The 24021-nt window shown below is 71.7% G+C and carries 23 protein-coding genes; 12 read left to right on the top strand and 11 right to left on the bottom strand.

Annotation, left to right across the window (positions count from 1 at the left end):
• Positions 1–379: 379 nt before the first annotated feature.
• Positions 380–1024, top strand: coding sequence for a TenA family protein (locus HCK04_RS31995; RefSeq protein ID WP_142651097.1), 645 nt, complete (start codon positions 380–382; stop codon positions 1022–1024).
• Here the strand turns inward: HCK04_RS31995 and HCK04_RS31990 are convergent.
• The gene (locus HCK04_RS31990; protein ID WP_142651096.1) at positions 1021–1461 is read right to left on the bottom strand and encodes an SRPBCC family protein; all 441 of its coding nucleotides are present in this window, start codon (positions 1459–1461) and stop codon (positions 1021–1023) included. The genes HCK04_RS31995 and HCK04_RS31990 overlap by 4 nt on opposite strands.
• 10 nt (positions 1462–1471) lie before the next feature.
• Positions 1472–2284, bottom strand: a complete 813-nt coding sequence (locus tag HCK04_RS31985) for a winged helix DNA-binding domain-containing protein (protein ID WP_205830960.1) — start codon at positions 2282–2284, stop codon at positions 1472–1474.
• A gap of 189 nt (positions 2285–2473) precedes the next feature.
• Here HCK04_RS31985 and HCK04_RS31980 point away from each other — a divergent pair, with 189 nt between their 5' ends.
• Positions 2474–3460 carry a hypothetical protein gene (locus tag HCK04_RS31980; RefSeq protein WP_142651095.1) on the top strand — a complete coding sequence of 329 codons (987 nt, stop codon included), beginning with the start codon at positions 2474–2476 and terminating at the stop codon, positions 3458–3460.
• A gap of 58 nt (positions 3461–3518) precedes the next feature.
• Entirely contained in the window at positions 3519–5522 is a 2004-nt protein-coding gene (locus tag HCK04_RS31975; protein ID WP_142651094.1) for a phospholipase C, phosphocholine-specific, read from the top strand.
• Positions 5523–5543: 21 nt separating this feature from the next.
• On the opposite strand, the gene HCK04_RS31970 is transcribed toward HCK04_RS31975, so the two are convergent.
• Complete coding sequence (locus HCK04_RS31970) at positions 5544–6104, bottom strand: DNA starvation/stationary phase protection protein (RefSeq protein WP_142651105.1); 561 nt, start codon at positions 6102–6104, stop codon at positions 5544–5546.
• A gap of 143 nt (positions 6105–6247) precedes the next feature.
• On the opposite strand from HCK04_RS31970, the gene modA reads away from it, so the two are divergent.
• A complete protein-coding gene (gene modA / locus HCK04_RS31965; RefSeq protein ID WP_260617489.1) occupies positions 6248–6964 on the top strand; it encodes a molybdate ABC transporter substrate-binding protein in 717 nt (238 codons plus the stop codon).
• On the opposite strand, the gene HCK04_RS31960 is transcribed toward modA, so the two are convergent.
• Positions 6945–8330, bottom strand: coding sequence for an MFS transporter (locus tag HCK04_RS31960; protein WP_205830959.1), 1386 nt, complete (start codon positions 8328–8330; stop codon positions 6945–6947). The two genes, modA and HCK04_RS31960, sit on opposite strands and share 20 nt — an antisense overlap.
• 82 nt (positions 8331–8412) lie before the next feature.
• Between HCK04_RS31960 and HCK04_RS31955 the strand changes: the two genes are divergently transcribed.
• Positions 8413–9249, top strand: coding sequence for an alpha/beta hydrolase (locus tag HCK04_RS31955; RefSeq protein WP_142651092.1), 837 nt, complete (start codon positions 8413–8415; stop codon positions 9247–9249).
• A 13-nt stretch (positions 9250–9262) separates the two neighbouring features.
• Here HCK04_RS31955 and HCK04_RS31950 read toward each other — a convergent pair whose 3' ends face one another.
• The gene (locus HCK04_RS31950; RefSeq protein ID WP_260617488.1) at positions 9263–9643 is read right to left on the bottom strand and encodes a roadblock/LC7 domain-containing protein; all 381 of its coding nucleotides are present in this window, start codon (positions 9641–9643) and stop codon (positions 9263–9265) included.
• Between the two features lie 214 nt (positions 9644–9857).
• Here HCK04_RS31950 and HCK04_RS31945 point away from each other — a divergent pair, with 214 nt between their 5' ends.
• The gene (locus HCK04_RS31945) at positions 9858–10370 is read left to right on the top strand and encodes a DUF523 domain-containing protein (RefSeq protein WP_142651091.1); all 513 of its coding nucleotides are present in this window, start codon (positions 9858–9860) and stop codon (positions 10368–10370) included.
• Here HCK04_RS31945 and HCK04_RS31940 read toward each other — a convergent pair.
• Positions 10345–11571, bottom strand: a complete 1227-nt coding sequence (locus tag HCK04_RS31940) for a DUF4032 domain-containing protein (protein ID WP_185949076.1) — start codon at positions 11569–11571, stop codon at positions 10345–10347. The genes HCK04_RS31945 and HCK04_RS31940 overlap by 26 nt on opposite strands.
• A 56-nt stretch (positions 11572–11627) precedes the next feature.
• Between HCK04_RS31940 and HCK04_RS31935 the strand changes: the two genes are divergently transcribed.
• Positions 11628–13202 (top strand): DUF885 domain-containing protein, encoded by a 1575-nt coding sequence (locus tag HCK04_RS31935; RefSeq protein ID WP_142651090.1) that lies wholly within the window; start codon positions 11628–11630, stop codon positions 13200–13202.
• 37 nt (positions 13203–13239) lie between these two features.
• On the opposite strand, the gene HCK04_RS31930 is transcribed toward HCK04_RS31935, so the two are convergent.
• Positions 13240–13905: a class II aldolase/adducin family protein gene (locus HCK04_RS31930; RefSeq protein ID WP_260617487.1), complete on the bottom strand. Its 666-nt coding sequence runs from the start codon at positions 13903–13905 to the stop codon at positions 13240–13242.
• Between the two features lie 46 nt (positions 13906–13951).
• Here HCK04_RS31930 and HCK04_RS31925 point away from each other — a divergent pair, with 46 nt between their 5' ends.
• Positions 13952–14218, top strand: a complete 267-nt coding sequence (locus HCK04_RS31925) for a 4a-hydroxytetrahydrobiopterin dehydratase (protein ID WP_142625170.1) — start codon at positions 13952–13954, stop codon at positions 14216–14218.
• A 125-nt stretch (positions 14219–14343) separates the two neighbouring features.
• Here HCK04_RS31925 and HCK04_RS31920 read toward each other — a convergent pair whose 3' ends face one another.
• The gene (locus HCK04_RS31920; RefSeq protein ID WP_142651089.1) at positions 14344–15255 is read right to left on the bottom strand and encodes a nitroreductase/quinone reductase family protein; all 912 of its coding nucleotides are present in this window, start codon (positions 15253–15255) and stop codon (positions 14344–14346) included.
• Positions 15256–15321: 66 nt separating this feature from the next.
• On the opposite strand from HCK04_RS31920, the gene HCK04_RS31915 reads away from it, so the two are divergent.
• From HCK04_RS31915 to HCK04_RS31905, 3 genes are all read left to right on the top strand, one after another.
• The gene (locus tag HCK04_RS31915) at positions 15322–15783 is read left to right on the top strand and encodes a MarR family winged helix-turn-helix transcriptional regulator (RefSeq protein WP_142651088.1); all 462 of its coding nucleotides are present in this window, start codon (positions 15322–15324) and stop codon (positions 15781–15783) included.
• A 570-nt stretch (positions 15784–16353) separates the two neighbouring features.
• Positions 16354–16707, top strand: coding sequence for a hypothetical protein (locus tag HCK04_RS31910; protein WP_168066433.1), 354 nt, complete (start codon positions 16354–16356; stop codon positions 16705–16707).
• Positions 16686–19016 (top strand): DUF222 domain-containing protein, encoded by a 2331-nt coding sequence (locus tag HCK04_RS31905; RefSeq protein WP_168066431.1) that lies wholly within the window; start codon positions 16686–16688, stop codon positions 19014–19016. The genes HCK04_RS31910 and HCK04_RS31905 overlap by 22 nt, the downstream gene beginning before the upstream one ends.
• Positions 19017–19597: 581 nt before the next feature.
• Here the strand turns inward: HCK04_RS31905 and HCK04_RS31900 are convergent.
• Positions 19598–20440, bottom strand: coding sequence for a fused MFS/spermidine synthase (locus HCK04_RS31900; protein ID WP_260617486.1), 843 nt, complete (start codon positions 20438–20440; stop codon positions 19598–19600).
• Between the two features lie 32 nt (positions 20441–20472).
• Here HCK04_RS31900 and HCK04_RS31895 point away from each other — a divergent pair, with 32 nt between their 5' ends.
• Positions 20473–22137 carry a penicillin-binding transpeptidase domain-containing protein gene (locus HCK04_RS31895; protein WP_142651085.1) on the top strand — a complete coding sequence of 555 codons (1665 nt, stop codon included), beginning with the start codon at positions 20473–20475 and terminating at the stop codon, positions 22135–22137.
• A gap of 9 nt (positions 22138–22146) precedes the next feature.
• On the opposite strand, the gene HCK04_RS31890 is transcribed toward HCK04_RS31895, so the two are convergent.
• Both HCK04_RS31890 and HCK04_RS31885 read right to left on the bottom strand, forming a co-directional pair.
• Positions 22147–22593: an Lrp/AsnC family transcriptional regulator gene (locus HCK04_RS31890; protein WP_142651084.1), complete on the bottom strand. Its 447-nt coding sequence runs from the start codon at positions 22591–22593 to the stop codon at positions 22147–22149.
• Positions 22590–23945, bottom strand: coding sequence for a transaminase (locus HCK04_RS31885; protein ID WP_205830956.1), 1356 nt, complete (start codon positions 23943–23945; stop codon positions 22590–22592). Before HCK04_RS31885 ends, HCK04_RS31890 begins: the two co-directional genes overlap by 4 nt.
• Positions 23946–24021 lie beyond the last annotated feature (76 nt).

Below are 24021 nucleotides of genomic sequence, written 5' to 3'. Positions count from 1 at the left end.
TCCCGCACTGGGCGCCGCGTTGGACACGCCGACGAAGACGCCGCCCACCAGGGCGGCGACCCCGACAACGGTGCCGATCACCCCGACTCCGGTTCTCGTTGTGGTTCTCAAAGCCGAGCTCCTTGCATGTCGTGCAGGACCCCTGACCGAGGGGGGCTACTCCTGGTCCCGCGAAGGGCCGTTCATGAATGCGAACAGCATTCATGAGGAGGAACAACACGCATCAAATTACGGACCTGTTAAGCACCGGTCAATGGATCCGCCCGCCCGCGTTCCGGCCCGCCGGGGTCGCGCGTACCGGCTGGGCAGGTGGAGGCGGACGGACGGCCTTTGAGATCATCGTGAAACGTTCACGCCGCGACACGGGGAGAGATGCCGGATGACCGAGGAATCGACGACGCCGTTCAGCGAGTGGTTGCGGTCGGGGAGCGAGCCGGACTGGACGGCGGTGGTCACGCACCCCTTCGCGGAGGCGATCGGGAGCGGCACCGCCGACATGCGCCGCTATCTGGAGCAGGACTTCCAGTTCGTGGACGCCTTCACGGCGCTGCTCGGTGCCGCCGTCGCCGCCGCCGACGCCTTCGAGGCACGGGTGGCCGTGGGCCGCTTCCTCGGGCTGACCGTCGCCGACACCGAGCGGGGCTACTTCCACCGCGCGCTCGCCGAGGTCGGCGGTGAGACGGCACCGGCCACCCTGGAGCCGGTGACGGTCGAGTTCCGGGATCTGATGGACGAGGTGCGCCGCGGCCAGGACTATCCGCTGATCCTGGCGGTGCTGTGCGTGGCCGAATGGACCTATCTCGGCTGGGCCTCCCGGATCACGAAACTCCCGGAGGGCTTCGTCCACCGGGAGTGGATCGAGCTGCACAGCGGGCCGGAGTTCGAGGCGTGGGTGGGCTTCCTGCGTGGCGAGCTCGACCGGCTCGGCCCCGGGCTCGACGCGGACGGCCGGGCCCGGGTGCTCGGCGTCTTCCGGCGGGCGACCGCGCTGGAGCGCCGCTTCTTCGACATGGCGCTGGGCTAACCGCGCAGGGCGAGGGCGGCGAGGCGGCGCAGGGACAGGCGCAGGAAGACCGCGCTCACCGGCCCGGCGATCCGCCAGCCGATCCGCCCGGCCAGGCCGAGGGGCAGGTGGAGGTTCTCCTCCCAGATGATCCTGCTCCCGCCGTCCGGGCGGGGCAGCACGTGGAACCGCCCGATCCCGCGTATGACACGGCCGGTGTGGCGGACCTCCACCTCGTGTGGGGGCCGCCAGCCGGTGACGTCCATCGTGTCCACGAACGACAGCGGGCCGACACCGGTGGACGCCGCGAGCCTGCTGCCCCTGCTGCGCCCGTCACCGGCCACCACCCACGCCCGGGTCAGCACCATCCACTCGTGATGCCTGGGCCAGTCGGTCAGCACGGCGAACACCCGATCCGGGCTCGCCTGCGCGTCCACCGCCACCGAGAGGGTCTCCACCCCAAGGGTCCTACCCCAGGAAGCGGATGTCGCGCGCGGGGGCGTCGCCGGCCGCGAACTCCAGCAGGCGCTCGCCCCCCCCGTTCTCGTCCCGGTAGGCGACCAGATCAAGACCCTTCACGACGGAGCGCAGCCCGGTCAGCCCCGACCAGACCTGCATGTCCTTTACCGACGCCGGACCGAAGGCGCGCAGATAACGCAGCACCATGTCGCCGGCGGCCGAGCCGTCGCCGAGCGGGCGGCCCAGCCACGACTCGGCGGGGACGTGCCGGGCCTGGCCCGAGGCGCCCCACACGCCACGCGGCGGCACCTGCACCAGCGGCACTGCCGCGCGTACGGCCTGGGCCAGCGCGTCGTGGCCCGGCCACCGCTCGCCGAGCAGCTCGTCGAGCTCCGCGAAGCTCAGCGGCCGCTCCTCCATGAGGGCGCGGGCGGCGCTCGCCACCTCGCCGAGATCCACCCCGCCGAGGCGCCTGCCGTACGACGTGCGCAGCAGCCGGTCGAGGAGCGGCTGCACGACCGGGCGCAGGGCGAGGCAGTCGTCGGCGCTGACCAGGTGGATGGTGCCGCGCATCAGCACGATCCGTACGGCACTGCGGTCGGTGAGCAGCCCGGCCAGGTCCTCGTGCCGGAAGCCCCGCAGGCGGGTCCAGAGGCCGACGTAAGGTGAGAGAGGAGTCTGCGACTGCATGCCGACCAGGTGCTCGATCGCGGCAAGAGCCTTGACGTCGTGGCGACGCAGCAGCATCTGGCGGTCGAGCAGCGCGCGGTTGAGCAGTGTGCGGTCGAGCAGTGTGCGGTCGAGCACGCGTCGGGTCAGCACACCGCAAATCTAACGACCGGCACCGACAGAACCGGGGGAGTGCCGATGAGCAGAATTGACGTCCCGCACTGGGCCGCCCGGCTGCGAGCGCTGCGCCGCGGCCGCCTGTGGAGGCGCCGGGACCTGGAAGAACGGCTGAACGAGGCCGCGGAGTAGACCCAGGAGACCGAGCCCCCGCCCGCGGAGGCGGTGCGCGCATGGGAGACGGGGGAGCGGCGGCCGGATCCCGGCCATGTCGAGCTGCTGTCCCGCGTCTTCGGCATGGACGAGGCGGACCTGTTCGTCGGTCCGTCGTCGGGCACCGTGCTGTGGCACCACCTGACCGGCATTCCGCTGATGCCGGGCCTGTTCTCCGAAGAGGAGGAGGAGCGGGTCGGCCGGGCCGTCGAGCGTCCCTGGCGCGCCGACGCCGCCACGGCCGGCTACTTCGAGCGGATGCTCGACGCCTGCGCCGCGCCGTACGCGCGGCCCGCCGATCTCGTGGCGGCGCTGCGGCCCGTCTTCGCGGGCATCGAGGCGTTCCGCCGCGACGCCGGGTCGTCCGTGCGGGGTGCGCTGGTCGCGCTCGCCGCCCGCGACGCCGAGCTGATCAGCGGGATGGGGCACGAGGCGGGCGACGCGCCGGGGGCGCGGGCCTGGTCCGACCGGGCGATCCGGGAGGCACACGAGACCGGCGATCCTCTCACCGAGGCCTTCGCGCTGGTCCAGCGGGCCGGGCTGGTCGACGCCGCCGAGCCGGGCGAGATGGTCGCGGCGGCCGTGGCCGCCCGCGAGCGTGCTGGGGTCCCGGCCGAGGTCGGCACGCTGTCCCGGCGGCACGAGGCCCAGGCGCACGCGCTGGCGGGCGAGATAGAGCCGTGCCACCGCTGCCTTGAGGAATGCGAGGCGGGGGCGGAGCTGTGCGCGGGCTGCCTGGTCGACCTCGGGCGGCCGGGAGGCGCGATCGAGATCCTTGAGAGCGAGCCGCCCCTGTCCGTGCCTGCCTATCTGGCCGCGTACGGGCTGGCCCGCAGGGCGCACGCGTACGCCGAGGCGCACGAGCGGGACCAGGCGGCCGACCTCGCCCGGCAGGCGCTCGCGCTGGCCCGTCGTACGGGTGCCGCCCGGGCCCTGCGTGAGCTGGGCCGCGTGCACCTGCCGCCGCCGGTGGAGGCGGGCAGGCGCGTACTCGTGTGACGACACGGCACTGTTAAGTTGTGGGCGTTTCGCCTGATTCTTCCTGAAAGGGACGCCCATGACGGCCGGATCCTCGTTGCCGCCCTCCCTGCTCCGGGCGCTGGCCCGGCCGGTCCCGCCGGGGAGCCTGGCCGACGTCGAGCACGTCGTCTTCGTCATGCTGGAGAACCGCTCGTTCGACCACTACTTCGGGCGGATGCGCGGGGTGCGGGGATTCGGCGACCGCAACGCGGTGTCCACCCGAGCGTGGCGGCCGATCTTCGAACAGGACGGCGTGCTGCCCTTCTCCGTACGGGAGGCGGCCGAGCGGGCCGGTGCCGACCCGATGCTGCTCGACACCCACGACCACACCTGGCTCGGCACCCAGAACGCCTGGGCCCTGGGCTGGAACGACGGCTGGGTCGCGAGCAAGGGGCCCGGCTCGATGGCCTACTACGACCGGCGCGACCTGCCCTTCCACTACGAGCTGGCCGACACGTTCACGATCTGCGACGCCTACCACTGCTCGCTGCTGAGTTCGACGACGCCCAACCGCAACTACCACATGACCGGTCACACGGGCTACGAGCCGGGCACCCGGCAGCGCGCGCTGGACAACGTCGCGTCCGAGGGGGCGGAGGGGCACCCGGGCTACGACTGGGTCACCGTGCCCGAGCTGCTGACGCGGGCCGGCCACACCTGGCAGGTCTACCAGGAGTGGGACAACTACGAGTGCAACAACCTGGAGTTCTTCCGGCCGTACGTGGCCGTGATGGACCGGCTCGGGCTGGGCAGCATGCGCGCGTTCTACGAGAAGGTGCGGGCGGCGGAGGACCCGGCGCCGTTGCTCGCGGAGCTGGAGGCGCGGGTGGCCGCCCTGGAGCCGGCCGACCGAGACCTCTACGACCGGGCGCTGCGCCGTGCCCCTGCGGGCGGCCTCGGGGAGTGGTTCGCCGCCGACGTCGCCGCCGGCCGCCTGCCCGAGGTGTCGTACGTCGTGCCCTCGCTGGCCGACTGCGAGCACCCGGAGGGATCGTCCGCCGTGGAGGGCGGGCGGATCCTCTACCGGCTGCTCGACGCGCTGGGGTCCCACCCCGAGGTCTGGGCGCGCACCGCGCTGTTAGTCACGTACGACGAGAACGACGGCTTCTTCGACCACGTGCCGCCGCCGGTCCCGCCCGGCGGCACCCCCGGGGAGTTCGTCGGCGGGCGGCCGCTCGGCCTCGGCGTCCGCGTGCCCATGATCGTCGTGTCGCCGTGGAGCGTGGGCGGCCACGTCTGCTCGGAGACGTTCGACCACACCTCGACCGTACGGTTCCTGGAGCGCCGGTTCGGGATCACCGCGCCGATCGGCGAATGGCGGCGCCGGGTGGCGGGCGACCTCACCTCCGCCTTCGACTTCGGCACGCCCATGACCCCGCCTCCCGTTTCGCCGCCGGTGGAGACCGCGGCCGCCCCGCGCTCGGTGCCGGCCGGGAACCGGTGGTATCCCCAGGTGCCCGATGAGCAGCGGATGCCGGTGCAGGAGCCGGGGGTCAAGCCCGCCCGCGCGCTGCCGTACCAGCCGGACGCGGAGGCGGTCGTGCGCGGACGGGCGGTGGAGATCGCGATGCGCAACTCCGGCACCGCCTCCGCCCACTTCATCCTGTACGGCTACCTCGGCGAGGTCGCCACGCCGCTGCACTTCGACGTGCTCGGCACGGCGGAGGAGGTGGTCTACTTCCCCTGCCCGACCTACGACCTGGTGCTCGTCGGGCCGAACGGGTTCCGCCGGGAGTTCCGGGGCGGGACGGCCGACCCGGTGGAGGTCACCAGTGCGATCGACGCCGCGGCCCGCGCCGTCGTGATCGACGTGGCGAACCCTGGACCCCTCCCCGCCGAGGTGTCGGTCACCCCGCTGGCCTACGGAGGCGAGGCGCGTACGGTACGGGTCGAGCCGGGAGCCACCGCCCGCGTCGAGTGGCACGCCCCCACCGGGTGGTACGACCTGGTGATCGGCGTGGCCGGGCACAGTGGGCATGACGGGTTCGCCCGGCGGCTGATGGGACACATCGAGAACGGCCGCCCGAGCGTCACGGGGTGACGCCCGGGCCGGGTACGCGGGTCAGGAGCGGACGAGCGGCGTGTCCACGAGGTGCTCGGCGAGGAACCACGCCTGCAGCTCACCCGTACGGATGACCTCGGAGACGAGCAGGTCGTTGGTGCCGTCGTCGCCCATCTCGGCGGCACGGGAGGCGGCGTCGTGTGCGGCGACCAGGATCGTCTCGTGCGCCTCCAGGAGCCTGGAGAGCATGGCGGGCACCTCCTCCACGCCGTCCGGCGGGCGCGGGATCACGGTCATCTCCGCCACCTGGCGGGGATCGCCGACCGCGACGCCGCCGAGGGTCTGGATGCGTTCGGCGACGGCGTCGATGATCGGGAGCTGTTCGCTCGCGTGCTTGTCGAGGAGCAGGTGGAGCTGGTAGAAGGTCGGGCCCCGCATGAGCCAGTGGTGCTTCTTGTAGAGGCTGTAGAGGATCTGCGTGTCGGCCAGGATCTGGTTGAGCCGCTGGCAGGAGTATTCGCGGGTCTCCCTCGACATCCCGACCGGGAAGTCGCGCACGGTGCCGAACGCCTGTATCTCGGTGCCCCTCTGGTGAAGCCAGGGCTGGCTGCTCTCACGCATTTTGGAGGAAGGGTTGACGCTCAAGATGTCTCTCCTCGCTCAGTAGGTTTGTCCCCAATAGGGAGTCTTTCGCCGGGCATGACCTTTAAACGCCTGCTTAGGGCATATATCCCAAGGTGAACCATGTCACACCGGTTATCCGAGTGGTGCTCGCGTTGGTGCTGCTCGCGGTGACCGGCTGCGGCGGCGGCGAGGGGAAGACGCTCACCGTGTTCGCCGACACCTCGCTCACCGGGACGTTCGGCCCGCTCGGCAGGACGTTCGAGGCCACCCATCCCGGCGTCGCCGTACGGTTCGACTTCGGCGGCAGCGACGCGCTGGCGCGGCGGATCGCGGGGGGAGCGCGCGCCGACCTGTTCGCCGCGGCAGGAGAGGCGGCCATGCGCGCGTCGAGGGCGCCGAACGCGCGGGTCTTCGCGCGCGACAGCCTCCAGATCGCCGTGCCGAAGGGGAACCCCGCCCACGTCGCGAACCTGAAGGACCTGGCCGCCCCCGGCGTCACGGTGGCCCTGTGCGCCGAGACGGCGCCGTGCGGGACGGGCGCGGGCATCGCGCTCGCCGACGCGGGCGTGACCGTCACGCCGGCGAGCCGGGAGCGGGACGCCGCGGCGGCGCTCGACAAGGTCAGGCTCGGGAAGGCGGACGCCGCGCTGGTCTACCGTACGGACGTCAGGGCGGCGGGGGGAGCGGTGGAGGGCGTGGACGTCCCCGAGGCGGCGAAGGCGGCCCTCGACTACCTGGTCGCGACCGTCCCCGGCACCGAGAACATCGCCCTGACCAGGGAGTTCGTCGACCTCCTCCTGTCCAATGAGGGCCGCAGGGTGCTCGCGGGCGCCGGCTTCACCCCTGTGACAGGGTGACCTGCGGGCTCTCAGCGAGCCGCGCCGCCGTACGCTCGGCCGTGGCCCTGGCCCAGCGGCCGGTCGTCAGGAGGGCGACCGCCAGCACGATCAGGCCGTACAGGGCGTTGACCCGATGGGCCGCGGCGCTGGAGGCCATCGATCCCGCGATGGCCACGCCGAGAGACTGGCCGACCTGCCTGCTGGTCGAGGCGACCGCGGCGGCCACCCCCGCCTGCGCGATCGGCATCCCGGAGACCGCGGTGTTGGTGATCGGAGGGTTGAGCAGGCCGAACCCGACACCGAAGATCACGTAGATGCCGAGCAGCAGCGGAAGCGGCGTGGTGAGCGTCACCTGCGACAGCAGCCACCCGGCCACGGCGAGGCACACGCCCGCGACGACGGACGGCAGGCGCGGGCCGCGGGTGCCGACGAGCCGGCCCGACAGCGGCCCCACGACCGTCGTGATCCCCGCGACCGGCAGCGTGCACAGCCCCGCGGCGAGGGCGGAAAGACCGCGATGGCTCTGCAGATATAGCGTGTTGAGGAACAGGAAGGCACCCAGGGAGGCGAAGCCCGACACCGCCATGACGGCCGCGCCCGAGAACGGCGCGCTGCGGAAGAACCGCATGTCGATGAGGGGTTCGGGCCTGCGCAGCTCCCAGATGATCAGCGCGGCCAGGGCCGCCGCCGCGAGGATGAAGCCGACGGCGCTCACGGCGGGGCCCGCGGCCCGGCCCTCGATGATCCCGTACGTGAGCGTGCCGAGCAGGACGATGACCAGCAGCTGCCCGATCGGGTCGAGCCTGCGCGCCGACGGCGCCTTCGACTCCGGGACGAAGCGCCAGGTCAGGAACAGGGCGAGCAGGCCGATCGGCACGTTGATCCAGAAGATGGCCCGCCAGTTCACCGTGTCGGTGAGCAGGCCGCCGACGACCGGGCCGAGCGCCATGCTGACGCCGACCACGCCGCCCCACACGCCGATCGCCTGGGCCCGCTCCCTGCGGTCGGTGAACGTGTTCGTGATGATCGACATGGCCACCGGGTTGAGCATCGACCCGCCGACGGCCTGGACGATCCGGGCGGCCACCAGCCAGCCCAGGCTCGGAGCGAGGCTGCACAGCAACGACCCCGCCGTGAAGACCACCAGGCCGGTCTGGAACGTGCGGCGGCGCCCTATCCGGTCGGCCGTCGAGCCGGCCAGCATCAGCAGGCTCGCGAGCGTCAGCGTGTAGGCGTCCACCGTCCACTGGAGGCCGGAGATCGGGGCGTGCAGGTCGTGCCCGAGCGACGGCAGTGCGACGTTGACGATCGTGTTGTCGAGAGACACGATCAGCAGGCTCATGCAGCAGATGAGCAGGACGAGTCTCCGCCGCCGGCGGGTCATTTGCGACACCACATCACACAACCGTACAGATCTGGTCAGGTGGTGCTTGCGGCAGGGCAAACCGAATGAAATTCTGGCTCGCATGCGTGCGACGGCTAACGGCATCGAGATCTGCTACGAGGTGTTCGGCGAGCCCGGGGGACGTCCGGTCGTCCTCATCATGGGGCTCGGAGCACAGATGATCAGCTGGCCCGAGGAGTTCATCGGCCTGCTCGTGGAGTCGGGTCACCGCGTCGTCCGGTTCGACAACCGGGACGTGGGCCTGTCCACCCACTTCACCCCGGCGGACGGCGACGCGCCCGCCCCCTCCTACCTCCTGGACGACATGGCCGACGACACGGCCGGCCTGATGGACGTGCTGGGCTGGGAGAGCGCCCACGTGGTGGGCGCGTCGATGGGCGGCATGATCGCCCAGGCCCTCGCCATCCGCCACCCCGCCCGGGTCCGTACGCTGACCTCGATCATGTCCACCCCCGGGCCCCGCGTGGGGCGGGCGACCGAGGAGGCCATGGCTGCGCTGACGGCGCCCGCCCCGCAGGACCGCGACGGGGCGATCGCCCGCGCCCTGGAGAACGCGCGGGTCATCGGCTCTCCCGGCTACGAGATGGACGTCGAGCGGATCACCCGCCTGGCCGGGGAGGCCTACGACCGGGCGTTCGACCCCGCGGGCACCGCCCGGCAGTTCATCGCGATCCGGAGGTCGGCCGACCGTACGGAGGGGCTGCGCGGGCTCTCGGTGCCCGCGCTGGTGATCCACGGCGAGGACGACCCGCTGGTCACCCTCGAAGGCGGGACCGCGACCGCGGACGCCATCCCCGGCGCGAAGCTGCTGACCTTCCCCGGAATGGGCCACGACCTGCCCCGCCCGCTCTGGCCGGTCATCGCGGAGGCGATCACCGAGTTGACCGGGAGGGTGTGACCCGGCCGGGTGGTCATCCGCGTCCGGCGAGGGCGGCGATCCTGTTCGCCGCCCTGAGCCCCTCGATCCGGAGCTGGCGGAGATCGGCTCCCTGACACGTGCGGACGGCGAGGACGAGCGTGGGGCCCGCGGCGTAACACGCGGTGTGTCCCTGGGTGCCGGAGATCAGCGTCTCCTTCAGCAGCCCGATCCTGGCGAGGTCGGTCATCTTCCGGCTCAGCGACAGCAGCGCCGACGTGAGCGCCGCGGTCTGCTCGGTGTCGGCGGTCAGGTCCGTCGTCACGAGCATGCCGTCGATCGTGCAGGTGAGCGCTCCCGTGATCTCGGGCGCGCGTTCGCGCAAAGCGACGAGCTCCTCGTGTATGCCGTGATGTACGTCGTGGCGCAGATCCACCGGGACACCCTTTCCCCGCACAGCCGGTGCAGCGCGGCCAACACTAGAGGAGCAGGTGGACGGGCATCCCAGGCCGAAAACGGCTCGGATAAATGGATTAGTCCGGAAGAATAAGAATTCTTCCTCTTGGAATGGTAATTCCGATTTTCGTGAGCTTTCCTCATGTCGTCGGGGCCGGCACGTGCACCGCCGTACGGTGGCGAGAATGGGAGGCGTGGAACGGATTCTCGTCAGCGCCTGCCTGCTCGGCAGCCGGGTGCGCTACGACGGCGGGGCCAAGACCAGCGACGACGAGCTGCTCGCCCGCTGGCGCGCCGAGGGACGTCTGGTGCGGTTCTGCCCCGAGGTCGAGGGCGGGCTGCCCGTTCCCCGGCCGCCCGCCGAGATCGAGGGCGGCGCGGGCGGCGCGGCCGTCCTGGCGGGCGAGGCCCGGATCCTGACACCGGAGGGCGACGACGTCACCGCCGCGTTCGTCTCCGGGGCGCGGCAGGCCCTCGCCGTCGCCCAGTCCCGCGGCGTACGGGTCGCGATCCTCAAGGAGGGCAGCCCGTCGTGCGGGTCCCTGCGGATCTACGACGGGAGCCACCGGGGGAGGACCACTCCCGGGCAGGGCGTGACGACCGCGCTGCTCGAGCTGAACGGCATCCGCGTCTTCGGCGAGGACCGGATCCCCGAGGCCGCTCAGTATCTTGCGAGCCTTGTCAGGGAGACAGGGGATCCGACGTGACGATCACGGCCTTCTCGTCGGGCTTGTGCACCAGGACGTTGTCCACGTAGGACCGCACCGCCGCCTCCAGGCCGACGTCCCTGCCCGCGGCCTCCGACATGTACCAGCGGTGGTCGAGCACCTCGTGGAAGAGCTGGGCGGGCTCCAGCTTGCGCCGCAGGTCGGCCGGGATCGCGTTCACCACCGGCTGGAACACCTCGGCCAGCCATCGGTGGGCCACGATCGCCTCGTCCTCGTGCCGCAGGCCGGTGGACACCCGGAACGAGTCGAGGTCGTTGAGCAGCCGCCTGGCCTGGTTCTCCTCAACGTCGAGGCCGGTCAGGCGCAGCAGGCGGCGCTGGTGGTGCCCGGCGTCGACGACCTTCGGCCGGACGATCAGGCGGGACGTGCCGGCCTTGCGGCGCACCATCATCTCCGCGACGTCGAAGCCGAGCGAGTTGAGGCGGCGCACCCGCTGGTCCACGCGGTGCCAGTCGACCTCCTCGATGATCTCGTCCTCGGTCAGCTCGTCCCACAGCCGCTGGTAGCGCTCGACGAGCTGCTCGGCGAAGGCCAGCGGGTCGATGGTCGGGTGGAGCAGCCCGCCCGCCTCTAGGTCGAGCATCTCGCCATAGATGTTGACGTGCGCCACGTCGATGTCGTGCGACCGCTGGCCCTCGCTGATCGCCGGGTGGAGCTCCCCGGTCTCGGCGTCCACCAGGTAGGCCGCGAACGCCCCGGCGTCCCGCCGGAACAGCGTGTTCGACAGCGAGCAGTCGCCCCAGTAGAAGCCGCTCAGGTGCAGCCGTACGAGCAGGACCGCGAGCGCGTCGAGCAGGCGGATCAGCGTGTCGGGCCGCACCGACCCCGACAGCACCGCGCGGTAGGGCAGCGAGAACTGCAGGTGCCGCGTGATCAGGGCCGAGTCCAGCTCGGTGCCGTCCGGGGTGGTCCTGCCGGTGACGACGGCGACCGGCTCGACGGCGGGGGCGTCCTGCCGCGCCAGGTCCCACAGGAGCTGGTACTCCCGCTTGGCATACCTGGTGCTGATCTCCTTGATCGCGTACACCCGGCCGCTGAGCCGGGCGAAGCGCACCACGTGACGCGAGATGCCGCGCGGCAGCGTCACCAGGTGGTGGACGGGCCACTCTTCGAGGGGGACGTCCCACGGCAGCCGGATCAGGTCGGGGTCGCTCGGGGCGCCGGTGATCTGCAGGGGCACCAATCGCTCCTTATCTGGGGGCTTCTACCCAAGTGTCGCGGATAGAGTCGAGCGCTATGACGCTGGTGGACGAGTTCATTGACTGGTACCTGGCCGAAAACCCGGTCAGGGCATCCCTCCTCGGAGCCGACGGATACGACCGTACGCTGGGCGACCTCAGCGCGAGCGGCTTCGCGGCGAGGGAGCGGGCGGCCGAGGAGTGGCTGCGCAAGTTGTCGGAGGCGACGCCCGAGAGCCCCGAGGACGAGATCGACAGGGACCTGGTCGTCGCGCACCTGCGCGGGCAGATCGCGCAGGCCCGCTGGCCGGAGTGGCGGCGCGAACCGGCCGCCTACCTCGGGGTGATCTTCGCGTCGATGTTCACGCCGTTCCAGCAGCGCCTCAAGCCGGAGGCCGAGCTGGTCGACGCCGCCGTTGCGCGGCTGGCCGAGGTGCCCGCCGTGCTCGCCGCCTGCCAGGCCAACCTGGACCCCGGCCTCGCCGCCGGCCTGCTCGTCAAGCGCGGCCTCGACCAGGCCCGTACGGGACGCCGCTTCCTGACCGAGACGCTGCCCGCACTGGTCGGCGACCCGGACCTGCGGGCGCGGCTGGCGAGCGCCGCCGAGCCCGCCGCCGACGCGTTCGACGGGCTGGTCCGGTTCCTGGAGGGCTTCGAGGCCAGGGGCACCTGGCGGATGGGCGAGGAGCTCTACTCCGCGCTGCTGCGCGAGCAGGAGATGCTCGGCTATGGCGCCGCCGAGCTGCACGAGAAGGGCCGCCAGGCCTGGGCCGAGCTGGACGGGCAGATGACCGAGGTCGCCGCCCGCCTCGGCTCCGGGAGCTGGCGGGAGGCGATGGAGTCGCTCATGGACGACCACCCGCCGACCCTGGAGGCCATGCGCGCCGAATACGAGGCCGAGACGCAGCGGGCGCGCGAGTTCGTCCGCGAGCGCGGCCTGGTGACCTTCCCCGAGGGGGAGGTGTGCCGGGTCGAGCCGTCTCCGGAGTTCCAGCGGCCCATCATCGCCGTGGCCAGCTACCTCGCCCCGCCGCCGCTGTCGTCCTCGCGCGACGGCGTGTTCTTCGTGCCGTACACGCCGGACGGCTTCACCGAGGAGCAGGTGCGGCAGCGGCTGCGGACCAACTCCCGCCCCCAGATGCCCTCGATCAGCGTGCACGAGGCCTACCCCGGCCACCACTGGCACCTGTCCTGGATGGCCGGCAACCCGCACCGCGCCCGCAAGATCTTCCGTACGCCCTACTTCGTGGAGGGCTGGGGGCTCTACGTCGAGAAGCTCATGCACGAGCAGGGCTACTTCGACACGCCCCAGACCGAGCTCGCCCACCTCGACTGCCGCATCTGGCGGGCCGCCCGGATCGTGGTGGACACCGCGCTGCACTGCGACGACATGTCGATCGAGCAGGCGGAGGAGTTCCTGACCACGAAGGCGTCGCTGTCGCCGGGCACCGCCGCCGGTGAGGTCAGCCGCTACTGCGCCTGGCCCACCCAGGCGCCGTCCTACCTCACGGGCGCGCTGGAGATCGAGCGCATCCGGGCGGACTACACGGGCGACCTGCGGACCTTCCACGACACGATCGCGGGCTCCGGCGGCCTCCCGCTCGGCCTCGCCCGGAAGGTCGTCCTCGGTTAGGCGGTCTTGTCCAGCCGGTTGCGTCCAGCCGGTCGCGTCAGCCCTGCAGGGCGCGCTCGATGACGGCGGTGAGCTGGTCCTCGGTGAGCACCGTGGGCCGGCCCACCCCGAGGGCGCGGACGTAGACCTCGCACAGCCACTCCAGCAGGCGGGTCGCCTCGAACGCCTGCTTCATGCCGCCTTCATCGCCGCCGCCGATCGTCACCGCGCCGTGATTGGCCATCAGGGCGGCCTGCCTGCCCTCGATCGCCGCGATCACGTTGCGGGCCAGCTCCGGCGTGCCGTACGTCGCGTACGGGGCCACCCGTACGGCGCCGCCGAGCAGCAGGGCGTTGTAGTGGATCGGCGGCAGCTCGGTCATGGTCGAGGCGACCACGGTCGCGAAGACCGAGTGGGTGTGCACCACCGCCCGGGCCCCGGTCTCCCGATACAGCGCGAGATGCATCGGCGTCTCGGAGGAGGGCTTGCGCTCCCCCCGTACGACCCGCCCGTCGAGGTCGACCACCGGGCAGTCCTCCGGGCTCAGCCGGTCGAGCGCCACGCCCGATGGCGTGACGACCACCAGGTCACCGTCGCGGGCGCTCAGGTTGCCCGACGTACCGATCACCAGGCCGAGGGCCGCCGCCCGCCGCCCGTACTCGCACAGCTCCCGCCGCAGCGCGTCGACCTGCTCGCTCACCTGCTCGTCCGCCTGCTCGTCCACGCGGCGAATCTACACAATCGGCCGAGTTTCGTGATGTCCTGATCTCATGTACGAGGCTTCCGAATGGCGCCGGGAGGGAGACACGATCCGCAGGACCGTGGTCGCCCGAGACTTCCGTACGGCCATCGCGATCGTGAACGACATCGCCGAGCAGGCCGAGGCGCTCAACCACCATCCCGATATCGACATCCGATGGCGCACCCTCCACCTGGCGCTGACCACCCACGACGCCGGAGGCCTGACCGACCTCGACTACAAGCTCGCCGCCCGCATCGACGCCATCGTGGCCGACCACGAGTCCGGAAAGTCGTAGGTCACGGCCGGCGACGTGGGGCTCTCACACGCGAAACGGGCCGGGGAGCCGTGGCGGGTCGGCCCTGCGTCATCCTGGATTCCCGCTCGCGACGTTCTGCCGGAGTCTGCTCGGACAGAGGCTGCTCAGAGCGCGTTCAGGGCGGCGAGGAGTTGCTCCTCCTCGCGGGCGAAGTGGGCCTCCAACTCGGCCGACAGGCGGGCGAACCGGTCCTTGAGGGCGGCCGGGTCGCCGGAGCCCGCCTCGCCGACCGCCGCGCGCAGGTCCTCCCTGATCTCGGCCAGCCGCACGTGCTCTTCGCGCAGGCGGTCGAGAGCCGGGGCCAGCCCGGGGTAGGCCCGCTCCAGCAGGGGGAAGCCCCGCTCGCTCTCGTTGATGTGGTGCTCGTGGAAGGCCGTGCAGAAGGACAGGCAGCGCTCGCGCAGCGCCTCCTCCAGGCCACGACCCGGCAGGTTCACCGGGATGCCCGTGGCGGCCCCGTCCTCGGCCGCGTTCCCGGCCGCGTCCTCGACTGCGTTCCCGGCCGCGTCCTCGATCGCGGCCATCAGCGCGGCCATCTCCGCCCGCATCCCGTCGTGGATCCGTACAAGCTCGTCGCCGAGCGCCCGGGCGCGCTTGGGATCCCGCCGGTAGAGGGCGACGACAGGGATGACCCGGGAGGCTTTCTTCTGGTAGTCGGCGAAGACCGGCGCCACCTCGGCCTGCCGGGCATAGATGCGGTCGCGCTCCTCGCCCGACAGCGGTCTGGCCGTGGCGATGAACGTCTCGATCGCAGTCCCGTCGCCCACCTCGACGGTCACCGTGGGATTGGCCAGCAGGTTGTGATACCAGTCCGGGTGGCGTGGCGCGCCCGCGTTGGAGGCGAACACGAGGATCCTGTCCCCGTCACGCCGGCAGGCGACCGGGTTCGTCCGGGCGGCGCCCGTTCTGGCACCGGTGGTCGTCAGCAGGATCAGCGGTGTCCCCTCGAACGGTCCGCCGACCATGCCGGCGTTCGCCCGGAACTCTTCAATGATCTTGTCGTTCCATTCGGACATGCGACGATGGCTCCCCAGCCTCAGAAGTGTTTGCTTTGATAGCAAAGCTATTTTGGAGATCAATATATGTCAACGGATGACGGACTGAGCCTGGACGAGGGGATCCGTACCCTCCTGCTGCTGATGCCGCGTCTGGTAGGGCGTGCCAAGCGCATGCCCGTTCCAGAGTCGCTCCGGACGCTCGACCTGGCGCCGCGCCACCTGTCGCTGCTGTCCTATCTGCTGTTCGACGGCCCGCTCACGGTGAACGAGCTCGCCGCCCGCCTGGAGGTCGCCCCGGCCACCGTGAGCCTGATGGTGGGCGACCTGAGCCGCAAGGGCGTCGTGGACCGCCGTGAGGACGATGCGGACCGCCGCCGGACGATCGTGAGCATCGCCGAGGCCAACCGGGAGGCGGTCGACGCCTGGCTCGCCCGTGGCGCCAGTGCCTGGCGCAGCGCCCTTGAGCCGCTGACGAGCGAGCAGCGGCGCATGTTCGTCGAGACGCTCCGCTCGTACGAGCGAGCCGTCACCGGTGACGCCGAGTAGCCGGCCGGATTTCCGTCTCGCCTGTGACCCCAGCTCAGAGGGCTTGCGAGCTTGCTTCCTGCTCACTCAGCGTGAAAGAATCCATACATCAGTTCGAATCGAGTGAGGAGGGTGTGATGGATCTGTTCGATATCGATCCTGAGCGCCTTCGTCATTCGAACAATCCCGACGACGGCTGGTGGGACCGTCTGATCGCCAATTCGCCGCTGTGGTCGTCCGACGGCTCATCCGCCCGCGATCCCTTCCCGATCATCGACTTCGGGCTCCGGCAGCGCGCCGACGCACCCGTTGCCGAGAGCACGAACGGCCCGGTGGCGGACGCCCCAGGCGCCGAGACCACGGACGGTCAGGGCGCCGATACCGACTGCGCAGATGCCACGCGTAGGACCGCCGCCGGTGCGGCTGCCGCTGGCGCGGATATCGCGCGTTGGGCCGCCGACAGCGCGGGATCTGACGCGCGTGCCGCCCGTGAGGCTGCCGATTGCGCGGATGGCACTGGTGCGAATGCCGCTGGCGCGAACGCCGCGCCTTGGACCGCCGACAGCGCGGGATCTGACGCGGGTGCCGCCCGTGGGGACGCTGATGGTGCGGCTGCCGCCGGTGCCGTGCGCGGGGCTTGTGATGGTGCGGCTGCCGCTGGCGCGAATGGCCCTGACGCGGATGCCGCCCGTGGAGATGCCGCTGGCGCGGATGGCGCTGGCTTTGGTGCCGCGCGTGGTGCTGCCGATGGCGCGGACGCTGCTGGCACAAACGGCACTGGCGCGAATGACCTTGGCGCGGCCGGCCCGAGTGCTGGTGCGGGTGCGGGTGCTTCTGACGGTGTGGGTGGGCGTGATCGTGGTCGGGGTCGTGGTCGGGGTGGTGTGCGGTCGTCGTGGGTGGTGGTGGGGTCGGTTCGTGAGGTGGCCCAAGAGCTGGCGCTGACGCCGCTTCCCGATGACGTGGATGTGTGCCTGGCCGAGGCGGAGGAGTTGCTGTTCGCCCGGGATCGGATCACCAGCGCCCTGGCCGATCGGGTGGGGCGGGTGCATCGTGCGGGTCAGGCCAGGCAGCATGGGCATGCCTCCACCCGGTGCTGGTTGCGCACCAGTGGGGGGATGACGGTGGGTGGTGCGGGCCGCCTGCTCACGTTGGGGGCGGAGCTGCCGCGCCTCCCCGTCGTGCGGGAGAAGTTCGCCACAGGGGAGCTGGCGGCGGGGGTGGTGGAGGCCATCTGCGCCGCTGTGGCCGGGCTATCGGATGAGCAGGCCGGCCTGGCGGAGCCGATCTTGGTGGACCTTGCGGGCAAGGCCGGGGCGGCGGAGGTCGCCAAGGCAGGCCGCCATCTGCGGGCGGTGCTGGACCCCGATGGGGAAGAGCGGGATGAGCGGGCCGATTACGGGCGGCGGTTCCTGCGGGTCCGCCCGGGCAAGGGCGGCGGCGTGGAAGGAGAGTTCTACCTGCCGCGTGAGGCCGGCGCCCGGTTGATGGCCTTGTTGCAGGCGTATGCCAAGCTGAGGGCACAGGGTGATGACCGCCCGCTGACGGTACGCCAGGCGGACGCGCTGATCGCCCTGCTGGAGCAGAAGATCGCCACCGAGCTCCTCGTCGTGGTCAGCGCCGAATCCCTCCCCACCGACCCCGAAACCACCGACCCCACCGACGACAACCCACACCCCGCCGACGACACCAGCGACCCGGCCACCCAAGACCCCGCCGACCCGGCCACCCAAGACCCCGCTGCCCCGGCCACCGAAAACACCGCCGCCGACGACGCCGTCTCAGACGTGATGGGCGACCCGGGTGCTGCGGGCGGCGCCGACGGCCCCGAGACCCCGGACGGGCTCGACATCGCCGAGGCTGTCCCCGCCACCGACCCTGCCGCTGGCTCTGGCGACGCTGCGACCGGACTTCGCGATGAGGAGCCTTGTGGCTGGGGAGCCGGTGAGCGCGGGGCCGGTGAGCGCGGGGCCGGTGAGCGGCGGCCCGGCGAGTGCGAGCCGCGCGACACCGCAAGCACCGCCGCTGCTGAGGGCGACCACGCCGCGAACGCCGACTCCGCCGAAGACGACAACATCACGAGCGCTGGCTCTGCCGAGAGCGACGAGACCGCGCCCGCCAAGGGCGATGGGTGGGATCGCGGCGCGGCCCGGTCCGGAGCAACCCACGCCCGGCGGGGTGCGTCAGCATGGCCTGCTCACGGTGGCGGGCATTGGCACACAGCGCCTTCGCACGCTGCCCCTTCGGACACAGCACCTTCGGACATAGCACCTTCGGACATAGCGTCTTCGGGCGCGACGGCTTCGGATGCGCCGCCATCGCAGGCGGCGCACTCGCAGGCAGCGCCTACGGAGGTGGCGCCTTCGGAGGCGGCGTGGCCGGACCCTCCTCCCGAGGACGCCTCCGTACGTCACACCCACGCCGGGCCTGGGCCTGCGGGGGACTGCCGGCATGGCCACAGCACGTGCCGGTGCGACGGCCAGGGCGCGTGGCGGTGCAGTGGCGAGGTGCGCTGCTCGCGTGCGACGCAGGCGTCGGGGACATCGGGACCGTCGGGAGCGACGCCCGGCGGGCCCGGACCGGAGCGGGAGACACCACCCGGATGGGCATCGGGAACGGCACCGGGAGCCAGGCGAGCGACACCGGAGACGGCGCAGGAGGCATCGCAAGGAGCCGCACAGGGGGCATCGCGGGGTGCATCACCGGGAGCAGCTCCCGGGGCGTCACCCGCAGCAGCACCGGGTGCGTCGGCGGGCACGATGCCCGGGGCGATCCTGGGGTCGGCGCTGGGAGCGTCGGCAGGCACGTTCCTGGGTGCGTCGTTGGGGATGGCACCGGGGACCGCGCCGGGGTTGTTGCTGGCGACGGGGCAGGTGCTGCCCGTCTCCAGCGTGCACCGCCTCGCCCGCACCTCGACTCTGGTGCGGATCGTCATGAACGCCGACGGGCAGGTGCTCGACATGGGGCGCAAGGTCCGTCTGGCGACTCCTGCCCAGCGGCGGGCCATCTTCGCCCGGTATGCCACGTGCTGGGTCGACGGCTGCCCGCTCCCGGCGACCATGTGCCAGATCGACCACGCCGACAACTGGAGCACCGGCGGCCTCACGGACCTGAAACTCCTCGGCCCGGCCTGCCAGTTCCACAACCGCGACCGCTACCAGCACCCCGACCGCTACACCCGCCGCAACGTAGGCGAAGACCGCTGGGCCTTCACCTACCAGCGCCTCGGAAGAACCCGACGACTACACGAGTAAGACGGGGCACACAGGGAGCGCGACGCGGCACCGAGCGACGCGCGGACCGGCCCGGACGGCTGCGCGAGTGAGGCGGGAGGCACAGAGGGCGACGCGCAGGCAGGCCAGGCGCGGGGAGTGAGGCGGGAAGCACCGGGCGGGTGGACGCGCGGGCAGGGAGGCCCGGACGACGCACAGGGCAGGCCCGGGCGGACGCGCGGACAAGTTCGGCGGCTGCGTGCATGACCATCAGGACCGAGGAGCGAGGCCCGACGCGAGGCACGAGGCACGAGGCGAGGATCGCCGGTGCGCTGTCCGTTGGGCGTCATAGTGCTCCGCACATGAGGCCTCACGGTGCCCGTCGGGGCTTCACGCTGTTCCCTAGGGCCAACACATGCTCCCTGGGGCTTGATCTGCGTCGTAGTGCTGCGTGGGGCTTCACAGTGCTTCGTCGGGATTACCCCGGTGGGATCGAGGGAGCGGAGCGGAAGGGAGCGAGGACCGCAGCGAAGGCCCAGCGGAGCGGGCTTCGCGAGGACCGTGCCGACCCGACCGACCCGGCTATGGGGCCGTGGACAACCCCCTAGCCAGTAGAAGCCCGGCTAGTCGAACAGGCCGGGCGGGGGAACGGGGGCGAGGACGGCGTCGCCGTCGGAAATGGGGGCGGCACCTGCGACCAGGCGGGTCAGGTCGTCGTCGGCCACGCATCGCGCCTGGGTGAGGCCGCCCGCGGCCTTCCTGGTGAGCGCCTCGATCGGCAGGTCGCCGGACGAGGCGGCCAGGATGACGTTGCCGAACCTGCGCCCGCGCAGGATGCCGGGCTCGGCCAGCAGCGCGGCATGCGGGAAGACCCGGCTCACCGAGGAGGCGACCCGCTTGACGAACGGCAGGCCCTTGCCGTCCGCGACGTTGATCAGTGCCATGCCGGAGGGGCGCAGCACGCGGGCGATCTCCGCCATGTATTGGACGGTCGCCAGCTCGACCGGCATCGTCGCGCCCGAGAACGCGTCGAGCACGAACAGGTCGGCCGAGTCGTCGCCGAGGGCCGTCGTGGCCGCGCGGCCGTCCGTCACCCGGACCTTCAACCGCGGCACCGACTTGAGGTTGAGCTGGTCGCGTACGAGCTGGACGAGTGCGGCGTCGGGTTCCACGACGATGTGCCGGGAGCCGGGCCGCCGCGCGGAGATGTAGCGCGGGATCGTGCAGGCCCCGCCGCCGATGTGGACGGCGTCGAGCGGGCCTTCGGGCAGGCAGTCGATCACGCTGGCCATGAGCTGCGTGTACGAGAAGTCCAGGTAGGTGGGATCGGTCAGATCGACGTACGACTGAGGCACGCCGTCCCTGATCAGCATCCACCCGTCGGGCCGGTCGAGGTCGCGCAGGAGCTCCACCTCGCCGAAGGACACCGGATAGCGGCCTGGCAACGGTTCTTTGCTCCTCGCCACCTATGACTCCTTTCGCGTGATATGAGAACCGTATGCGGAACAGGGCCCTGCTCGCCCTCGTCGTGGTCGCCGCGGGCATCTTCGTCTTCGGCGTTGCCGGACTCATTGTGTCCGGCAGGCAGGAAGCGAGTTCGGACTTCGTCGCCGCGCCGCGGGGGACGCCCGCGGGAGGGGGCCCGCAGACGCTCCAGCTCCGCCCCGACTCGTCCCCCGAGCCGTCTCCAGAGCCGTCTCCCGAGAGCTCGCCGGAGGGCTCCCCGGACCAGACGGCCGCCGCCTACTTCCAGGCCTGGGTCAAGAGCGACTACGACGCCATGCGCGAGCTGGTCGACGAGCCCCCGGACGACTTCGCGGACCAGCACCGCGAGTTCGAGGACGCCGCCCTCTCCAAGTCGCTGCGGATCACGGTGGGCAATCTCGTACGCACCGGGAACGACACGGCGGAGATCCCCTTCACCCAGGACCGGGACGAGCAGGACGCCGGCACCTGGCGCTTCGACTCCAGTCTCCATCTGGCCGTACGCGATCTCACCTGGAAGGTCGTCTGGACGCCGGCCGTCCTGCATCCGGACATCCAGCCCGGCGGCAGCCTCGTCAGGACCGAGCCCGAGGCGGGGCCGCTGCGGCCGGTGACGAGGGGAGGGCGGGAGTTCCCGCAGAACTCGGGCGCCGAGGCGTACATCGACAACCTGATGAACCAGGGGGTGGCGCCCACGACGGGGGTGGCCGTGGGATGGGCGCTTGAGGTCGAGAACCCGGGCATGCCGGCGAAGACCGTTCTGTCGTACAAGCCGGAAAAGCGGCCCGTCGGCGTACGGACCACGATCGACTATGCGACGCAGGTGGCGGCGGCACGGGCGCTGGACGGCGTGCAGCGGGGCGCCCTCGTGGCCGTACGGCCGTCCACGGGGGAGATCCTCGCGGTGGCCGACCGGCTGGGCGGCCGGGGGGCGTTCGAGCGGAAGTACGCCCCCGGCTCGACGTTCAAGACGATCACGGCGGCGGCGCTGCTCGCGAACGGGCTGTCCCCGGACAGTTCGGTGGAGTGCCCGGCGTCCTACCAGATCCCCTTCAATCGGTCGATCCCGAACTACCAGAACGAGGACCACGGGACGATCACGCTGCGCCAGGCGTTCGCGCTGTCGTGCAACACCACGTTCGCCCGGCTGACGATCGAGCGGCTGAACGCCGACACGCTGGTCGACCAGGCCAGGGCGTTCGGCTTCGGCGAGGGGGAGGGCGGCGGCGCGGGCACGTGCGGCAGCCTGCGGCGGCCGGAGAACCCGGACGCGCTCGCCGAGGACTCCTTCGGGCAGGGCACGGTGGAGGCGACCCCGCTGTGCATGGCGCTGGTCGCCGCCGCGGTGGAGAGCGGCGAGTGGCGGCCGGCCCGCCCGCTGGCGGACGAGGCGCCGCAGGGGGAGCTGCCGCAGAGCGTGCCGCTGCCGTCCAACGTGGCGGAGGGGCTGCGTTCGATGATGAGCGCGGTCACGGCCGACGGGACCGCGGCCGGTTCGGGGCTGCCGCAGGGGACGGCGGGTAAGACCGGCACCGCCGAGGACTGGCACGGCGGGCAGGACCACGCCTGGTTCATCGGCTATCGGGGCGACCTCGCCTTCGCCGTGTTCGTCGAGCACGGCGGCACCGGACGTGGCGCCGCCGTCCCGATCGCGGCCCGCTTCCTGAAGGCCCTCTGAACCCCAGCTTCACACGCCGGGCCAGGCGAACCGGTGGGTGTGGATGCCGAAGTAGGTGAACGCCTCGGCCCTGGTGACGCCCGGCACCCGCTTGATGTGGTCGTTGAGCACGGTGAGCAGCTCGGCCGGCTCCCGGCACACCACCTCGGCGAACAGGTCGAACGAGCCCGCCGTGAGCACCACGTAGATCACGCCGGACAGCTCGCTGATCCGGTCGGCGACCTCGTGCACGTCGCTGTCGACGCGGACGCCGATCAGCGCCATGACCGGCAGGCCCAGCGCCATCGGGTCGGTGACGCCGACGATCTGCACGACTCCCTCGTCGCGGAGCCGCTGCACCCGTTGCCGTACGGCGGGCGCCGACAGGCCGGTGGCCTCGGCGAGCGCGGTGTAGGAGGCCCGGCCGTCCCGCTGCAGCTCGCGCAGCAGGATCCGGTCGGTGTCGTCGAGCGTCATGCGACCAGCTCCGCGACGGCCGCGGCGAACACCTCGTGGTGCAGGTGTACGTCGGCCTCGGTGGTGGCGGGGGACATCAGCGCCATGTTGTGGAACGGCGTGAGCAGCACGCCCCGGTTGGCCAGATAGACGTGCAGGTAGTCGTCCAGGCCGGGGTCGCCGGCCGCGTTCGACTCGCCGCCGTTGCGCGGGGCGGGGCGGGTGAAGCGATACTCGGCGCGCGCCCCGAGCTGGGTGACCGACCACGGCAGGCCGTGCGCGTCGATCACCTCCTGGACGCCCTTGGTGAAACGGGTCGCCAGCTCGGTCATGGCGGCGAACGCGTCGTCGGTGAGCACGTGCTCCAGCGTGGCGCGCATCGCCGCGACCGACAGGGCGTTGCCGGCCAGTGTGCCGCCGACGCCGCCCATGTCGACCAGGTCAAGCCCGTCCATCGCCTCGACGCGCGCGGCGACGTCGGCGGACAGGCCGTAGCCGCCGCTGGGGATGCCGCCGCCGATCGCCTTGCCGATCGTGACGATGTCGGGGCGCAGGCCCCACGCCTTCGTGCAGCCGCCCGGGCCCGCCGAGAAGGTGTGCGTCTCGTCGTTGATCAGCAGGCTGCCGTACCGCCGGGTCAGCTCGCGCACGCCCTCCAGGTAGCCCGGTTCGGGCAGCACGATGCCGATGTTGGTGAGAGCGGGCTCCATGAGGACCGCCGCGACGTCGCCGTACGCGAGCTCGCGTTCCAGCGCGGGCAGGTCGTTGAACTCGACGACGCGCGAGGTGACGGTGGGATCGACCGGAGCGCCGACGTTGCCCTCGCGGGACACCTGCCGGCCGTCCGGGCCGACCACGAGCAGCACCTCGTCGACGCTGCCGTGGTAGCAGTAGCTGTTCACGAGGATCTTGGGCCTGCCGGTGACCGCCCTGGCCAGCCGGATCGCCCATCGGTTGGCGTCCGTGGCCGTGAGCGAGAAGCTCCAAAAGGGCACCCCGAACCGGCGGCCCAGCTCGGCGCCGACCCAGGCGGCGTCCTCGGTCGGCATCATCACGGTCGCGCCGCCCCGGCGGCCGAACCGGTCGGCGACGGCCTCCACGGTCGCCTGAGGGGAGTGCCCGGCCATCGCGCCGGTGTCGCCGAGGCAGAAATCGACGTACTCGTGGCCGTCTAGGTCGGTGACGCGGGCACCGCGGGCCTCGGCCAGGTAGAGCGGGAAGCCGGCGGCCGTCTTGTTCATCCACGTCATCGGCACGCCGCCGAAGAGGTGGCCTCTCGCCTGCTCGTACGCGGCGGCCGAGCGTGGGTTGCGCTCCCGGAACGCGTCGCGTTCGCGGTCGAGCAGCCGGGCCAGGCGAGTGCGGTCGATCATCATCCCTGCCTCAGAAAAGATCGCGACATCCGGGTTAAACCACGGAATCTGAAGTAAAGGTACACAATCGCGTTCG

Origin of the sequence: Microbispora sp. CL1-1 (assembly GCF_012034195.1) — a bacterium.
In the GTDB taxonomy this organism is placed as follows: domain Bacteria; phylum Actinomycetota; class Actinomycetes; order Streptosporangiales; family Streptosporangiaceae; genus Microbispora.
The sequence above is the reverse complement of the archived record's forward strand: the minus strand, read 5'-3'. Positions and strand labels throughout refer to the sequence as shown.

Excerpts from the sequence above, each read along its gene's own strand:
- HCK04_RS31995 (WP_142651097.1), top strand. The coding sequence starts at position 380 with ATGACCGAGGAATCGACGACGCCGTTCAGCGAGTGGTTGCGGTCGGGG.
- HCK04_RS31975 (WP_142651094.1), top strand. The coding sequence starts at position 3,519 with ATGACGGCCGGATCCTCGTTGCCGCCCTCCCTGCTCCGGGCGCTGGCC.
- HCK04_RS31970 (WP_142651105.1), bottom strand. The coding sequence starts at position 6,104 with ATGCGTGAGAGCAGCCAGCCCTGGCTTCACCAGAGGGGCACCGAGATA.
- HCK04_RS31960 (WP_205830959.1), bottom strand. The coding sequence starts at position 8,330 with ATGACCCGCCGGCGGCGGAGACTCGTCCTGCTCATCTGCTGCATGAGC.
- HCK04_RS31955 (WP_142651092.1), top strand. The coding sequence starts at position 8,413 with ATGCGTGCGACGGCTAACGGCATCGAGATCTGCTACGAGGTGTTCGGC.
- HCK04_RS31935 (WP_142651090.1), top strand. The coding sequence starts at position 11,628 with ATGACGCTGGTGGACGAGTTCATTGACTGGTACCTGGCCGAAAACCCG.
- HCK04_RS31925 (WP_142625170.1), top strand. The coding sequence starts at position 13,952 with ATGTACGAGGCTTCCGAATGGCGCCGGGAGGGAGACACGATCCGCAGG.
- HCK04_RS31920 (WP_142651089.1), bottom strand. The coding sequence starts at position 15,255 with ATGTCCGAATGGAACGACAAGATCATTGAAGAGTTCCGGGCGAACGCC.
- HCK04_RS31915 (WP_142651088.1), top strand. The coding sequence starts at position 15,322 with ATGTCAACGGATGACGGACTGAGCCTGGACGAGGGGATCCGTACCCTC.
- HCK04_RS31895 (WP_142651085.1), top strand. The coding sequence starts at position 20,473 with ATGCGGAACAGGGCCCTGCTCGCCCTCGTCGTGGTCGCCGCGGGCATC.
- HCK04_RS31890 (WP_142651084.1), bottom strand. The coding sequence starts at position 22,593 with ATGACGCTCGACGACACCGACCGGATCCTGCTGCGCGAGCTGCAGCGG.
- HCK04_RS31885 (WP_205830956.1), bottom strand. The coding sequence starts at position 23,945 with ATGATCGACCGCACTCGCCTGGCCCGGCTGCTCGACCGCGAACGCGAC.